The sequence below is a fragment of the Porphyrobacter sp. THAI-01a genome (assembly GCF_056868655.1).
This window is the reverse complement of sequence record NZ_CP180579.1, coordinates 2,400,470-2,415,200: the sequence shown is the minus strand read 5'-3', so window position 1 is coordinate 2,415,200 and position 14,731 is coordinate 2,400,470. Positions and strand designations below refer to the sequence as shown.

The following is a 14,731-nucleotide window of genomic DNA, read 5'->3' as shown; positions in this document are numbered from 1 at the left end:
GTTCAATCCTGTCGGGGCCGGGCGATGTCGAAGGCGACCGTCAGCCGCTCGCCCTGCGGGAAGGGGCGGGTTCCGTGCCACATGGTCGAAGGGAACAGAACGAGCCGCCCCGGCTTGGGTTCGACCAGCCGGCGCGGCGTCAGGCCGGGGACGAGATCGCGCTCCTCGCCGAGGGCGAGCCAGCCGGCGTGGTCGCCGGTGCGGCCGCTCCCGAGTGTTTCGGGCAGCGCGACGTAGAGCGCCGAGCTGAACCAGCCCTGCGGGTGGACGTGATCCTTGTGGAAGCCCGCGTCGGTGAGCCGGACCGACCAGGAACCGGCGATGCGCAGCGGGGCGCGGGCGGCGGGGAGGGTGGGGTGGCCCGCCTGCGGTGCCGGAAGCTGCGCGACATGGCGTTCGACGATCGCCAGCAGCCGCGCCTTGAGGTCGCGGATCGCCGGTTCGACGCGCAGCAGCAGGTTGCCGTCGGTCTGGGTGCCGCCGCGCACCGACTGGTCGAGCGGGGCGTCCCGCGTCACGTGGAGTGCGCGCAGGTGATCGGCGAGGGCGGCGAGCTCTGCCGGGGATAGGCCGATGTCGTAGACCCCGACGAGGCGCGGATCGCCCTCGAGCCAGGCTGCGCGCGCGTCGCCGGTCATCCGCCAGGCGAGCGAGACATAGGGCCATAGCGGCCCCGCATCGGGCGCGGCGAGGCGCGGTTCGAGCAGGGCGGCGGCGGCCTCGGGGCGGGCGGCGCGGATCAGGTGGCGGGCGTGCATCCACGCGGCGTTGGCGTCTGCGGGCGGGCCTGCGGCGGCGAAGTGGGCATCGGCCTCGGCAATCGCGCTGGCCTCCGAGGCGATATGCGCGGCGAGCAGGCTGAGCCAGCCCGGGCTCCCGAGCGCCGCGCGGGCGGCTTCGACGGCGGCGGCGGCGCGTGCGAGGTCGCGGGCCTGCAGGGCGATCGCGATGGCGCAGTGGTGGAGTGCGTCGGAGCGGGGATGCCCGGCAAAGGCGGCGGCGACGCTCGCCAGCGGGTCCGCGCCCATCTGCCCGGCGATGGCGGCGCGGCTGCGGTGGCCCTCGACCCACAGCGGGTTCGCGGCCAGCGCGGCATCGAGCAGGGCGATGCCCTCGGCGGCGCGGCGCTCGTGCAGCAGCGCGGCCGCATGGCCGAGGATCACCCCGCCGTCCTGCGGGGCGAGGGTGGCGGCGGTTGCGAACAGGGCGGCGGCGGGCAGGCCCGCCTCGAGCGCGGTGCGGGCGTGGGAATGGGCGATCAGCGCATCGCGCGGGGCCATCCGGGCGGCAGCGGCGAAGGCCTCGTGCGCGATCAGGCTGTCGCCGCAGGCCCGCGCGGCAAGGCCGAGCAGCTGGTGCGCCCGGGCGCTTGCCGGATGGGCCTCGGCACAGCGGCGGGCGTGGGGGAGGAGGAGTTCGGGATAATCGGCGTTGATCAGCGCGAGGCCCTGCCCCAGCGCCGCCGCCGGATCGGCGAGGGGGAAGCGGGCGATCCGGGCGAGGGCTTCCTCGTGGTTCACGCTGGGGGAGATCCTCAAACGAAAATGGCGGGCCTCGCGGCCCGCCATTCGTGGTCTATCGAAGCGGACGCTTAGAAATCAAGCGTCACGCCCGCGAAGAGGTAGCGCCCGAGGGCGTCGTACACCTGCGCGAAGACGTTGCCGTTGCACGGGCCGGCAGGGCAGGCCTGCGAGCCGGTGACCTGCGGCGCCTTGTCGAAGACGTTGTTCGCGCCGAGGACGAAGTTGAAGTTGTCCCCCGCATCGAAGGTCAGCGCGAGGTCGAAGTAGCTGACCGCACTGAAGCCCGCGATCCCCGGCTGGGTGGTCGGCGTCAGGCCGTCGAAGTCAACCCCGTCGAAGTAGCGCCAGCGAACCGAGGCGCCGAGACCGTTGCGGAAGTTGAAGCCCAGACGGGCGTTGTGACGCCATTCGGGGTTCGGCGTGCCGCACAGGTTGCCGTAGAGACCCACGCACTCCACGTCCGCCGCGCCCGGGACGCCCGGGTTCGAGTTCAGCTCGTCCAGCCAGGTGCCGACGAAGTTGAACGTCAGGATGCCGGCATTGCCGATTTCCGTGCGGTAGGAGCCGTTGATGTCGACGCCCGAGGTGTTGAGCGAGCCGATGTTCTGCGGCAGGTTGACCACGAAGCCGCCCGGCGAACGCCACAGCGAACCCGAGGCGTCGCGGTTGACCAGGCCGCAGAAGAACGGATCCGCGGTGTCGGTGCACTGCTGGACGATGAGGTCCGCACCGATGCCCTGGATGGCGCCGTTCACTTCGATGTTGAAGTAGTCGACCGACAGGTTGAAGCCCGGCAGGAAGGTCGGGGTCAGCACCACACCGGCGGTGTAGGTGTCGGCCACTTCCGGCTGCAGGTTGATGTTGCCGCCCACGAAGCCGTTGTACTGTTCGGCCGGGTTGGGGGCGACGAACTGCCCGACGGCAAGGCCCTGGGCCCGGCAACCGGCGTCGGCAGCGGTGATCACGAAGCCCGCGCACGGGTCGGTCGAACCGTCCAGCGCGACCCGGTTCGGAGCGAACAGGTCCTGGATGGTCGGCGCCCGGACAGCGCGGTTGTAGCCGCCGCGGATGCGGATGTCGCGGATCGGGGCGAATTCGCCTTCGATCTTGTAGGTGTCGGTGTTGGTGCCGGTGCTGTAGTCCGAATAGCGGTAGCCGCCGGTGACGGTGAAGTCGTAGACCCAGCTGTCCTGCGCAATCGGGATACGGACTTCGGTGAAGAATTCCGTCACGTCGAAGCTGCCCGAAACCGGGAGCGTCGGCGCGCCCTGGCCCGCAAGGTCACCCGTGCTGAAGGCGGTGTCCGAGTTGAACTCGAGCTTTTCCTTGCGGTATTCCGTCCCGAACACGACGTCGACGCCCTGGTCGGACCAGGGGCTCTTGATGCCGTATTCGCCCAGCGTGCCCGACACGAATGCGTTGGCGACCTGCTGGCTCACGACCCCGCGCGAGAAGCCCGGAGTGGCGAGGTACTGGACCGAGGCCTGGCTCGGGGCGACGGTGCCCGGCGAGAAGATGTCCCAGGGCACGCAGTTCGCGTCCGAACCGTCGAGTGTCGAACGGCATACCGGCGTCCCGTTCGGACCGGTCACGACATCGAGCGCACGGCCGAGGCGCGTGACCGAGAAGTCGTTGAGGTAGGTCTGGGAGTAGTTGTTGCGACCGTACTGGTAGAAGGCATCGTAGGACCATGCCGGCGACAGGTCGCCCCTCACGCCGAGCACGGCGCGGTAGCTGACGTGCTGCAGGTCGTCCTGACGCCCGCCGCCTTCGACGTTGCGGCGCAGGATCTGCGCGAAAGCACGGTTGTAGGTGGTGCCGGTCAGCGGGTTGACGAAGTTGAACGGCGTGGTCGGCAGCAGGGGCTCGCCGAGGCCGCGGTCGATGCGCGCCTGGTTCTCCGCCGCGACGTTGCCGACGACGAAGAAGGCGTCACCCGGCAGCGGGCTGACGAGCAGGTTCTCGCCGTCGCAGATCTGGGCACGCTGGCCGGCGCCGAGCAGCGGGTTGTCGCAGTTGATCGACAGGGTGTTGCCGAAGTTGCCCGAGGGAGCGATCTGGGCGACCGTGCGGTCGTCCATGAACATGAACTCCATGTAAGGCTTGATCGCGCTCGAGATCTCGTAATCGGCAAAGACGCCCGCGGTGTAACGCTCGTCGGGACGCTGGAAGTAGTTCAGCGGGCCGAAGTTGAACGGCGTGAAGCCGCCCAGCAGCGTGCGGTTGGGGCCGAACTGGCCGATCGTCGAGGTCAGCGAATCCGCGACGCCGTTGCCGTCGGCATCGGTCAGGTCGTCGAAATCGTCGAAGTAGAACACGGTGCCGGTGGCCGAAGTGGCCGAGCCGCCGCAGTTGTACTTGCGTCCGCCGGCCGCGACCGAAGCCGCCGAGTTGGCCGAGAGGGCGCAGGCCGAATAGTCGCGCCGGGCCTGGAGCACCGGATCGATCTTGCGGTAGCCGGCATAGGCGGTGACGCGGCCGCGGCCGTCATCGAAGCTGCTGCCGAAGGCGATGGTGCCGTCGAAGGTGCCGCCATCGGTGACCATGCCCGACGGATAGCCGAAGCCGCGCGCGTCGAGCGCGCCGCGGATGTCGTTGCCCGAGCGGTTGTTGTGGTTGTAGACGCCGTAGTTGGCGTTGATCTTGAAGCCTTCGAAGTCGGTATCGAGCACGAAGTTGACAACGCCCGCGACCGCGTCGGCGCCGTACACCGACGAGGCACCGCCGGTCAGCACGTCGACGCGCTCGATCAGCGCGGCCGGAATGGCGTTGATGTCGGCGGCCGAGGTGCTCGGCGTGCCCGGCATCAGGCGACGGCCGTTGACCAGCACCAGGGTGCGCTCGGAGCCGAGGCCGCGCAGGTTCAGAGTCGCGGTGCCGGTGGCGCCGTTCGAGACGCTGCCGCCCTGGGCGGCGAAGACCTGCGGGAGCGAGTTGATGAGGTCTTCGGTGCGGGTCGTGCCGGTGAGCGAGAACTCCTCGGCGGTCACGACGGTGACCGGGCTCGCGGATTCGAGGTTGGGCGAGCGCAGACGCGTGCCGGTGACGACGATCGCCTGGACGGGCTCCTCGCCGGCGGCGGCGTCAGTGGTGACATCGGCATCCTGCGCATGGGCCGGGGCGCCGAGGGTGAGCGCGATGACGGCAGTTGCCGCACCGGCCTTGAGAAGCGTGTGCTTCTTCATTGTGGTCGTCCTCCTTTGGGTTTGACCGTCGATTGACACTTCAAACGTCAAGGGCGTCTGACGAAATCCCGCCAGACGACCCCCTCCACGCTGCTCGATGGGCGATGCATGGGGCCGGCGCAATTTCAACGTCACGAACATGCAATATTTTGCAGATGTCCTGTTCCTTATCTGCAACAGTTTGCAGGTAAGCCGTGCCCGCCGCACGACGAACCGGTGGCATTTTTGATCGCTTGATTTGGCCTCGGGCCTTCAATAGGCGGGGCGGCAGGCGAGTGGCGATGCGCAACTGATCGCGCATGCGCGGGCCCCTTTCGCCGGGGCCGAGGACAGAGGAGAGCTTATGAGCACAGCTTACATCGTCGAGGCCGTCCGCACGGCCGGTGGCCGTCGCGGCGGGCGTCTGGCCGGGGTTCACCCGGTCGATCTGCTGGCCAGGTCGCTGGATGCGGTCGTCGAGCGGTCCGGCATCGATCCTGCCGCGATCGACGACGTGGTGACCGGCTGCGTCACCCAGGCGGGCGAACAGGCAATGCAGGTCGGGCGCATGGGCGTGCTGGCCTCGAAGCTGCTCCCGCAGTCGACCCCGGCCGTCACCATCGACCGCCAGTGCGGATCGAGCCAGCAGGCGATCCAGTTCGCGGCCCAAGCCGTGATGAGCGGCGTGCAGGACGTGGTCATCGCCAGCGGCGTCGAGAGCATGACTCGCGTGCCGATGGGCTCCAACGCCACGCTGCACATGAAGGAGGGCCTCGGCCACTACATGTCGCCCGAGCTTCAGGCCAAGTTCCCCGGCATCCAGTTCAGCCAGTTCATGGGCGCCGAGATGATCGTGAAGAAGCACGGTTTCTCGAAGGAGGATCTCGACCGCTTCGCGCTCTCCAGCCACCAGAAGGCGGTTGCCGCGACGCAGGCAGGGGCCTTCGAGCGCGAGATCGTGCCGGTGGAGATCGAGACTCCCGAGGGCACCCAGATGCACACCGTCGATGAAGGCATCCGCTTCGATGCGACGCTGGAAGGCATCGCCGGGGTGAAGCTGATCAGCCCCGATGGTGCGCTGACCGCGGCCTCGGCGAGCCAGATCTGCGACGGTTCCTCGGCGGTGCTGGTGGTATCGGAAGCGGCATTGAAGGCCCACGGTCTGACCCCGCTGGCGCGCATCCACAACCTCACCGTCACCGCGGGCGATCCGGTGATCATGCTCGAAGAGCCGCTGTTCGCCACCGACAAGGCGCTCCAGCGCGCCGGCCTGACGATGGCGGACATCGATCTCTACGAGGTCAACGAGGCCTTCGCTTCCGTGCCGCTCGCCTGGCTCAAGCACACCGGCGCCGATCCTGAAAAGCTCAACGTGCATGGCGGCGCGATCGCGCTTGGCCACCCGCTCGGCGCGAGCGGCACCAAGCTGATGGCGACGCTGGTCCACGCGCTGCGCCGCCACGGCAAGAAGTACGGCCTCCAGACGATGTGCGAAGGCGGCGGCGTCGCCAACGTGACCATCGTCGAGGCGCTCTGATCACCCCCAATCCGAGAGGAAGACCAATGGAAGTTTCAGCCAACACCCCCGCCGTCGTCACCGGCGGTGCCTCGGGCCTCGGCGCGGCGACCGCCCGCGCGCTGGCCGCCAAGGGCGCCAAGGTCGCGATCTTCGACATGAACGCCGAAAAGGGCGAAGCCCTCGCGGCCGAGATCGGCGGCGTGTTCTGTCTGGTCAACGTGACCAAGGACGAGGACGTCGACGCCGGCTTTGCCAAGGCCCGCGCGGCCCACGGGCAGGAGCGCATCCTCGTCAACTGCGCCGGGATCGGCAACGCGATCAAGACCGCCAGCCGCAGCAAGGAAGACGGCTCGATCAAGCACTTCCCGATTTCGGCCTTCGACTTCGTGATCCAGGTGAACCTCATCGGCACCTTCCGCTGCATCGCCAAGTCGGCGGCCGGCATGATGACCCTCGATCCGATCGACGAGTTCGGCGAGCGCGGCGCGATCGTCAACACCGCGTCGGTTGCCGGTGAAGACGGCCAGATCGGCCAGGCGGCCTACTCGGCCTCGAAGGCGGGCGTCATCGGCATGACCCTCCCGATCGCGCGCGACCTCATGAACGAGGGCATCCGCGTCAACACCATCCTGCCGGGCATCTTCGACACCCCGCTGCTCGCCGCCGCGCCGCAGAACGTGCGCGACGCGCTGGCGGCTTCGGTGCCGTTCCCCAAGCGCCTCGGCATGCCGGTGGAATACGCCAAGCTCGCCATGACCATGATCGAGACCGGCTATTTCAACGGCGAGGACGTGCGCCTCGACGGCGCCATTCGTATGGCGCCGCGCTAAGTCGCTCGGTCATTTGCAGAAAAGCCGCTCGCACACGCAGGTGCGGGCGGCTTTTTTGTTGCCGGTCGAAGATGCCTTGGGGAGCCGTCTCCGACCTGTCGGGTCAGAATCCTCCGTTCCGGTCCGAGAACCTGGTCGGCTCGACCCAGCTTTCCTTCTTCTTCCTGTAGCGATGGACAATCAGCGCGTTCCACGGAATGCAAAGGGCAAGCCCCGCGACGATCGCCGCCGTGCGTCCTGCCGGCGTGTCGAACCACAGCGCAGCCACCAGAATGCAGGGGATGAACGGCAGGCCCCCCAGCGTCCTGATGTTCCAGAACAAGCCGCCTTCACCCATGCGGATCTGGCTGTCGAGCCAGAAGAGGATGTGTTCGTGAAGCTTCATGGCCTTGCCCGTTCGATCACGCGGTCGGGGGGAAGTAGCAGACAAGTGCGGCGGCCATAAGCCTCCGTGATGCCCTCCGGGCCGACAGGGCACTGCCAAAAACGAGGGCTCTGGCCGGACTTGTCTTTGCGATGCGGACAGTGTTTCTGTCGGGTCCAACTCAGGCGCACCGCGCAAGCAGACAAGGGGGCACCCGCATGACCCAGTACACCCAGATCATCGTCACCAAGGCCGACGGCATCGCCACCATCACCCTCAATCGCCCCGACAAGATGAACGCCTATACCCGCACTATGGGGCAGGAGATCATGGCGGCGATGGACGATATCGATGCGGACGACAGCGTGCGCGCGGTGATCTTCACCGGCAGCGGCGAGCGGGCCTTCTGCGCGGGCGCGGACCTGACGCCGGAAGGGGGCGGGCATGTCTTTTCCGATCCGACCGAGGTCAGCGATCTCTCCGATCCAAAGGTGCGCGATGGCGGGGGGCTGCTGACGCTGCGGCTGTTCGAGAGCACCAAGCCGCTCATCAGCGCCTGCAACGGGGTCGCGGTGGGCGTGGGCGCGACGATGCAGCTGGCGATGGACATTCGGCTCGCCAGCGCCACCGCGCGCTACGGCTTCGTCTTCGCGCGGCGCGGGATCGTGCCCGAGGCCGCCTCGAGCTGGTTCCTGCCGCGCATCGTCGGCATCCAGCAGGCGCTCGAATGGTGCTACACGGGCCGCATCTTCGATGCCGAGGAAGCGAAGGCGGGCGGGCTCGTACGTTCCGTCCACGCGCCCGAGGACCTGCTGCACGCCGCCCAATCGCTCGCCCGCGAGATCGCCGACAACACCTCGGCCATCTCGGTCGCCATGACCCGGGCGATGATGTGGCGCCTCGCCGCCACCGATCACCCGATGGAGGCGCACAAGATCGACAGCCGCGCGATCTACCGCCTCAGCCGGGGTGCCGATGCCAAGGAGGGGATCGCCAGCTTCCTCGAGAAGCGCAGGCCCATGTATCCGGGCAAGGTCAGCGCCGACATGCCCGATTTCTACCCCTGGTGGGGCGACCGCGCCTATGAGTGAGGGCGCAAGGCGGGGCGGGGCGGGGGAGCTGGCGGGCTTCCTGCCCTACCAGCTCTCGGTCACGTCCAACGCGGTGAGCGCGCTCATCGCCGAACGCTACCGCAAGCGGTTCGGTCTCAAGATCCCCGAGTGGCGGGTGATCGCGGTGCTGGGCGACAGCGGCGCCAGCGGCGGGCCGATGACCCAGCGCGCCCTGACCGCGGCGACGGTGATGGACAAGGTCGCGGTCAACCGGGCGGTGAAGGTGCTGGAGGACCGCGGCCTGATCGCGCGGGTGCCGAACCCGGTCGACGGCCGCTCGCACCTGCTGGCGCTGACCGACGAGGGCACCGCGATCCATGCCGAGGTGATGCCGCTCGCGCGGGCGACCGAGGCCGATCTGCTGGAGGGGTTGTCGCCTGCGGACGAGGCGCTGCTGCGCCGCCTGCTCGCCGATCTGCGCGAGCGCGCGATGCGGCTGGCCGAACCGCGCTAGCCCCGGAGACAGGAAGGGCCGGAGCAGGGGTGTCCCCGCTCCGGCCCCTGCCGTGTCCGTTTCCCGATCCCCGCGCCTACTTGATGAGGTTGTCCGAGATCGAGCAGGCCGCCGGGCCGAGAATGACCACGAACAGCGTGGGCAGGATGAAGACGATCAGCGGCACGGTCATGATCGCCGGCAGACGCGCGGCCTTTTCCTCGGCGCGCATCATGCGCTCGTTGCGGAATTCGGCCGAAAGCACGCGCAGCGCGCTCGCGAGCGGGGTGCCGTAGCGTTCGGTCTGGATCATGGTCGTCACCACGCCCTTCACCGCTTCCAGATTGACGCGGTAGGCGAGGTTGTTGAACGCCATGCGCCGTTCGTTGAGGAAGCTCAGCTCGATCGCGGTCAGGGCGAATTCGTCGCCGAGTTCCGGATAGGCGCGGCCCAGCTCCTTGGCGACGCGGTTGAAGGCGGCATCGACCGTGAGACCGGCCTCGGCGCAGATCACCAGAAGGTCGAGTGCGTCGGGCAGGCCCTTCTGGATTTCCTTGGTGCGCTTGGCGGCCTTGTTGCTGAGGTAGAGTTCCGGGCCCTTGTAGGACAGGAACACCGAGAGCGCGAAGGCGCCGAGCCGGGTCATCGGGCCCCAGTCGGGCCAGTATTCGACGACATAGATGAGCACGCCCATGATCGCGCCCACCACCAGCGGCAGGATCGCGCGGGCGCCGATGATGATGACCGCCAGTTCCTTGTTGCGGTAGCCCGCATGGGCGAGCTTCTGCTGGATCGACTTGATCTGGCTGTCCTGCAGCACGTTGAGGCGGTCGAGGCTCGACTTGACCTTGTCGGTCGTGTCGGTGCGGCGCACCAGGCTGGTGCGCTTCTTGGATGCCGCGGTGACGATCCCGGCCTTGAGCTGCTCGCGCCGCGCCTCGAGCGCCTTGACGCGCTTCGACATGGGATCGCGGATGGTGACGGCTGCATAGATCGCCAGCATCATGGCGAAGGCAGCCATCGCCGCAAGCATCGTCCCGACGAGGATGACGTCGAAGCCGAGCAGCGTTGGTCCGGCGGGTTGGTCGATCATTGGTCTCTAGCCCCCGCCGTCAGATCTCGAAGTTGACCATCTTGGCCATGATGAACACGCCGATGCCCATCCACACGCCCGCGCCGAGGCCCGCCACGATCAGGCGGTCGTCGGTGAAGAAGGTCCCCATGTATTTCGGGTTGATGTACATGATGGCGCCGAAGACGAGGAAGGGCAGCGAACCGACGATGTAGGCCGAGGCCTTCGATTCCGAGCTCATCGCCTTGATCTTGAGCTTCATCTGGGCGCGCTGGCGCAGCACGTTGGCGAGGTTCGACAGCGTCTCGGCGAGGTTGCCCCCGGTCTCGCGCTGGATCGCCAGCGTGATGGTGAAGAAGTTGAATTCCGGGATTCCGAGCTTGTCGCCGGTGTCCTGGAGTGCGTCTTCCATCGTCTTGCCGACCTTGATGCGGTCGATCACGGTCTTGAACTCGTATCCGACCGGGCCGGGGATTTCCTGGGCGACCACGCCGAGCGTCTCGGTCACCGGAAGGCCCGAGCGCAGGCCGCGCACGAGCAGCTCGATCCCGTCGGGGAACTTGGAGACGAAGGCGTTGGTGCGCTTGTTGATCAGCCAGTTGACTGCCAGGTGCGGCAGCCCCGCGCCGACGAACAGCCCCACGCCGAGCGAGAGCATCGGCGCCTTGCTGAAGACGAACATCACCACCGCCGCCGCTAGGGCGAGGCCGACCGAGGCATAGATGTACTGGGTGACGGTCCAGCTCTTGCCGGTGCGGTTGAGGCGCACCGCGAGAGCCTCGAGCCGCGAGCCCGAACCCGCGACCCGGTAGGCCTTGGGCTTGCGCGCGGCGATCGCGCGCTTGAACTGGGCATCGACCTTGGCATCGACGCTTTCCGAATGGCGGTAGCGCAGCGCCTGCATCCGGCGCTTCTGGGCCTTGGCTACGCCCGAACTGGCCACGACGGCATAGCCCATGACCAGCGTGGAGAAGATCACCAGCGTGATGAGCAGGGTTTGGAAGAAGTCCATGCTGTCGGTTCCTGCCTCGGTTCGCCGCAGGGCGGCGGGTGCCTGTTCCCGTGACGCGGCGGGAGAGCGGGGCGGGAAGGGCGGTCTGCCGCCCGTCCCGCTGCCCCCCGTGCGCGGTTGCTTATTCGGCCTCGGTCAGATCGACCTTCGGCTTCTTGGCAAGCATCGACTTCAGGTCGAAGTTGCCGAGCAGCGATTTCTTTTCGCCCGCAACGCCCGACCCGTCATCCGAGCTCACGCCCATCACGCGCTCGGCGATCTGGCGGATCGCCGCGGTCGCCTTGCTCGAGCGGTTGGCATCGACGAACACCTGGCCGAGCTTGGCCGCGTTCGAGGCCGCCTTGATGTCGTAGGGCACCACGAAATCGACCTTGCGCTCGATCGAGGCTTCGAAATCGGCCTTGCTGATCTCGGCGAGGCTCGGCTGCACCTTGTTGGCGACGATCATCGGGTGCGCATGGCTCGCGTTCGACTTGAGCCACGAGAGAATCCGGATCGTGTCGCGCGCCGAGGCGAGGGTGAGCTCGCAGGTCAGCACCACCAGGTTCACGTCAGCCAGCAGCTGCGGGAAGTTGATGAGCATGTTGCGCGGCAGGTCGATGACCGTCATCTCGAAGGCCTGGCGGAACTCGTCCTCCAGCTGCACGAAGGCCGAACCGTCGGTCATCAGCGGCTGGTTGATCGGGGCTTCCGCCGAGAGGATCGACAGGTTGTCGCCGGCGCGCACCATGGCGCGTTCGATGAACAGCGGGTCGATGCGGCTCGGGTTCTCGATCGCGTCGGTGAGGCCGCGGCCCGGCTCGAGGTCGAGGGCGAGCGCGCCGGTCCCGAAATGCACGTCGAGGTCGAGCAGCGCCGTCGGAGCCTTGTGCTGTTCGGAGAACAGCCAGGCGAGCGAGGTCGCCAGCGTCGATGCGCCCACGCCTCCGCGGGTGCCGACCACGGCGGTCGAGATGTGGCGCTTGGCAGAATCCGCATCGCCCGCCTTGGGGCTCATGAACACCGCCAGCGCCTGGTTGAGCGCATCATGCACCTGCTGCGGCGACAAGGGCTTCAGCAGGTAGTCGTGAATCCCGCTCGAGAGCAGGTCGCGGTAGAGGCGCACGTCGTTGACCTGGCCGATGGCGATCACCACCGTGCCCGGCTCGCAGACCTCGGCGAGCGCGTTGATGTCGTTGAGCGGATCGCCGCTTTCCGACAGGTCGACCACGAGGATCGCCGGCGAGGCGCTGACCGAGAGCGATTGGACCGCGTTGCGCAGGCCGCCCTTGTTGCACTTCTCCGGCTGCCAGCCGAGCTCGATCACCACCGGGCGCAGCACATCCAGCGCGTTGTCGTCGCAGATGTAGGCCGAGAAGGGATCGCGATTTCCGGGCAAGCCCGATTTCCAGGGTGCATTCATGGCTCAGTTACCTCCTCCGCCGCCGCCACCGCCGCCGCCGCTGCCGGCGCTGCCAGCGTCCATCAGGCCTTTCGCGCCGGTCGGGGCTGTTTCACGATAGCTCTTGATCGCCTTGTTCGAGGTCGCGGTCAGGGTTTCGCTGTCGCCCTTGCGGCCTTCGATCAGGTCCTGCGGGTCGGCGACCATCGCGGCAAGGTTACCGTTGACCGCGCAACCATAGCCGGGGCTCGTCCCGTTGGTGTAGTTCATGTCCGACTTCGCCGACCAGTCCGGGCAGCCGGGCACGCTGGCGCTGGTGCGGGTGATGACCACCCGCGCCTGGCCCGGCTGGATGAAACCCTCGGTGACCGGGGCGGTCTCGCTCAGCATCAGGCCGTAGCGCGCGGCAATGTCGCGGATCGCGTTCGTCACCGCCGGGTTCTGGCCCGGGTTCTCGATCGCGATGCGATCGCCGTAGCGCAGGTCCATCGTCTCGAACCAGCCGTTGAGGCGTTGCTGTTCGGAAATCGGCAGGCCCGCAGTGGTGGTGGCGAGATCGAGGGTCAGGTTCGTCCGCTCCACCACCGGCTGCTTGACGCTGTAGAGCGAGGTGTTGGTCGGCATCCCGCCACAGCCCGCAAGGCCGAGGCCGAGCGTCAGCGCGAGTGCAATCTGTCGTGCATTGGGCATCTGAGGCACCTTTCTCGGATTAGAGGCTGAAGCCCGGGGTGGCGGCACTGGCCGCGCGTTCCTGGCGGCGGTTCTTCTTGTCGGCGCGGCGCGGCTTTTCCGGGCTCGTGGGCACGATTGCTGCGGGATCGACCGCGCTCACCTTCGGCTGCGGCGCCTCGGGCTGGTTCGAGACCGGGCCGGGGCGCTGTTCGCCCGACTTGCCGGCGTTGTTCTGGTAGCCGAGCAGCTGCTCGAACTCGTTGGCCGAACGATAGCCGTCGGTCGGCAGCTTGATGTCCTTGGCGTCGACCGGCTTCACCAGATAGGGAGTGACGACGATCACCAGCTCGGTTTCGCCGCGGCGGAACTGGCGGCTGCGGAACAGGTTGCCGAGGATCGGCACGTCGCCGAGGCCCGGGGCCTTGTCGAGCAGCTGCTGCGAATTGGCGCTCATCAGGCCGGCGATCATGAAGCTCTGGCCCGAGCCGAGCTCGACCGTGGTCTCGGTGCGCCGCGTGGTGATCGCGGGAACCTGGAAGCCGTTCAGGGTGATCGCGCCCTGGGTCGAAAGCTCGGAGACTTCCGGGCGAACGCGCATCGAGATGCGGCCGTTCGAGAGCACGGTCGGGGTGTAGGCGAGGCTCACGCCGAACTGGCGGAACTGCACCGTCACCTGGCCGAGGCCCTGCGCGATCGGGATCGGGAACTCGCCGCCCGCGAGGAAGGTCGCGGTTTCGCCCGAGAGCGCGGTGAGGTTGGGTTCGGTGATGGTGGTCACGAGGCCGAGGCGCTCCGACAGGTCGAGCGCGCCGAGCACGTCCACCCCGAACAGCTTGCCGAGGCCCGACAGCGAGGTGCCGCCGCGCGAATCCACGGCCGGGCCGGGGATCTCGGTGCCGTCGGGCAGGACGAAGGCCGACTGGGCGACCGCATTGCCGGTGCCGAGCGGGCCGTTGGTGAACCACTGCTCGGTGCCGCCCAGCGAACGGCCGGTGCCGACGCCGAAGCGGAAGCCGCTCGAGCCGTCGATGGTGGCAAGGTTGCCGCCGATCTCGCGCAGCAGGCTGCGGTTGACCTCGGCGAACTTGACCTGGAGGTTGACCTGCAGCGGGGTCGCGGTCTTGAGGCGGCTGATGACGTTGGCGCCCTCGCCGAGGAAGGCCTGGACAAGGCGCTCGGCCTCGGCGGCATCCTCGGGCGCGCCGACGGTGCCGGTCAGCAGCACGGTGTTGGCCCCCATCGTCGCCACGCCGACCTTGGCATCGGGCATGGCGAGCGCGAGCATCTGGTCGATGCTGCCGATGTTCGAGCCGACCCGGATGTTGGCCGAGAAGATCACGTCGCCGCGTTCGTTGCTGGCATAGACGGTGGTCTCGCCGCCGGCCTTGCCGAACACGTAGAGCTGGCGCTGCGACTTCACCTGCACGTCGGCGATGTCGTCATTGGCGACGAAGACATCGGCCATGGTGCCGGGCACCGTCACCAGCTCGCCCTTGCCGATCGACAGGACGATCTCCTGCGAGGGGCTGACGACGGCCTGCGCGGTGGCGGTTGCCGCCGGCATCGCCGCCATCGGCACCGCGGCGAGCGCGGCCACCAGCAGCTTGGTCTTGAACTTGGGCTTCATGGGTTGTCCCCCCTCGGGATGG

The 14,731-nt window shown here is 68.0% G+C and carries 12 protein-coding genes; 4 read left to right on the top strand and 8 right to left on the bottom strand.

What is annotated here, in order from left to right; genetic code table 11:
• Nucleotides 1-2 precede the first annotated feature (2 nt).
• Complete coding sequence (locus tag ACMX37_RS11725; protein ID WP_483146099.1) at nucleotides 3-1,520, bottom strand: putative 2OG-Fe(II) oxygenase; 1,518 nt, start codon at nucleotides 1,518-1,520, stop codon at nucleotides 3-5.
• 71 nt (nucleotides 1,521-1,591) lie between these two features.
• The gene (locus ACMX37_RS11720) at nucleotides 1,592-4,708 is read right to left on the bottom strand and encodes a TonB-dependent receptor domain-containing protein (RefSeq protein ID WP_483146098.1); all 3,117 of its coding nucleotides are present in this window, start codon (nucleotides 4,706-4,708) and stop codon (nucleotides 1,592-1,594) included.
• Nucleotides 4,709-5,051: 343 nt separating this feature from the next.
• Here ACMX37_RS11720 and ACMX37_RS11715 point away from each other — a divergent pair, with 343 nt between their 5' ends.
• Nucleotides 5,052-6,224, top strand: coding sequence for an acetyl-CoA C-acetyltransferase (locus ACMX37_RS11715; protein ID WP_483146097.1), 1,173 nt, complete (start codon nucleotides 5,052-5,054; stop codon nucleotides 6,222-6,224).
• A gap of 26 nt (nucleotides 6,225-6,250) precedes the next feature.
• Entirely contained in the window at nucleotides 6,251-7,036 is a 786-nt protein-coding gene (locus tag ACMX37_RS11710; protein ID WP_483146096.1) for an SDR family NAD(P)-dependent oxidoreductase, read from the top strand.
• A gap of 103 nt (nucleotides 7,037-7,139) precedes the next feature.
• On the opposite strand, the gene ACMX37_RS11705 is transcribed toward ACMX37_RS11710, so the two are convergent.
• Nucleotides 7,140-7,421, bottom strand: coding sequence for a hypothetical protein (locus ACMX37_RS11705; protein ID WP_483146095.1), 282 nt, complete (start codon nucleotides 7,419-7,421; stop codon nucleotides 7,140-7,142).
• Nucleotides 7,422-7,618: 197 nt separating this feature from the next.
• On the opposite strand from ACMX37_RS11705, the gene ACMX37_RS11700 reads away from it, so the two are divergent.
• Complete coding sequence (locus ACMX37_RS11700; protein WP_483146094.1) at nucleotides 7,619-8,491, top strand: crotonase/enoyl-CoA hydratase family protein; 873 nt, start codon at nucleotides 7,619-7,621, stop codon at nucleotides 8,489-8,491.
• Nucleotides 8,484-8,966 (top strand): MarR family winged helix-turn-helix transcriptional regulator, encoded by a 483-nt coding sequence (locus ACMX37_RS11695; protein ID WP_483146093.1) that lies wholly within the window; start codon nucleotides 8,484-8,486, stop codon nucleotides 8,964-8,966. Before ACMX37_RS11700 ends, ACMX37_RS11695 begins: the two co-directional genes overlap by 8 nt.
• 76 nt (nucleotides 8,967-9,042) lie before the next feature.
• On the opposite strand, the gene ACMX37_RS11690 is transcribed toward ACMX37_RS11695, so the two are convergent.
• The 5 genes from ACMX37_RS11690 to ACMX37_RS11670 all read right to left on the bottom strand — a co-directional run bounded on the left by ACMX37_RS11690 (nucleotide 9,043) and on the right by ACMX37_RS11670 (nucleotide 14,709).
• Nucleotides 9,043-10,038: a type II secretion system F family protein gene (locus ACMX37_RS11690; protein ID WP_483146092.1), complete on the bottom strand. Its 996-nt coding sequence runs from the start codon at nucleotides 10,036-10,038 to the stop codon at nucleotides 9,043-9,045.
• A 19-nt stretch (nucleotides 10,039-10,057) separates the two neighbouring features.
• The gene (locus ACMX37_RS11685; protein ID WP_483146091.1) at nucleotides 10,058-11,029 is read right to left on the bottom strand and encodes a type II secretion system F family protein; all 972 of its coding nucleotides are present in this window, start codon (nucleotides 11,027-11,029) and stop codon (nucleotides 10,058-10,060) included.
• 121 nt (nucleotides 11,030-11,150) lie between these two features.
• On the bottom strand, nucleotides 11,151-12,431 hold the full coding sequence (locus ACMX37_RS11680; RefSeq protein ID WP_483146090.1) for a pilus assembly protein CpaE: 1,281 nt from the start codon (nucleotides 12,429-12,431) through the stop codon (nucleotides 11,151-11,153).
• Between the two features lie 3 nt (nucleotides 12,432-12,434).
• The gene (locus ACMX37_RS11675) at nucleotides 12,435-13,100 is read right to left on the bottom strand and encodes a CpaD family pilus assembly protein (protein WP_483146089.1); all 666 of its coding nucleotides are present in this window, start codon (nucleotides 13,098-13,100) and stop codon (nucleotides 12,435-12,437) included.
• A 19-nt stretch (nucleotides 13,101-13,119) separates the two neighbouring features.
• Nucleotides 13,120-14,709 (bottom strand): type II and III secretion system protein family protein, encoded by a 1,590-nt coding sequence (locus ACMX37_RS11670; RefSeq protein WP_483146088.1) that lies wholly within the window; start codon nucleotides 14,707-14,709, stop codon nucleotides 13,120-13,122.
• Nucleotides 14,710-14,731 lie beyond the last annotated feature (22 nt).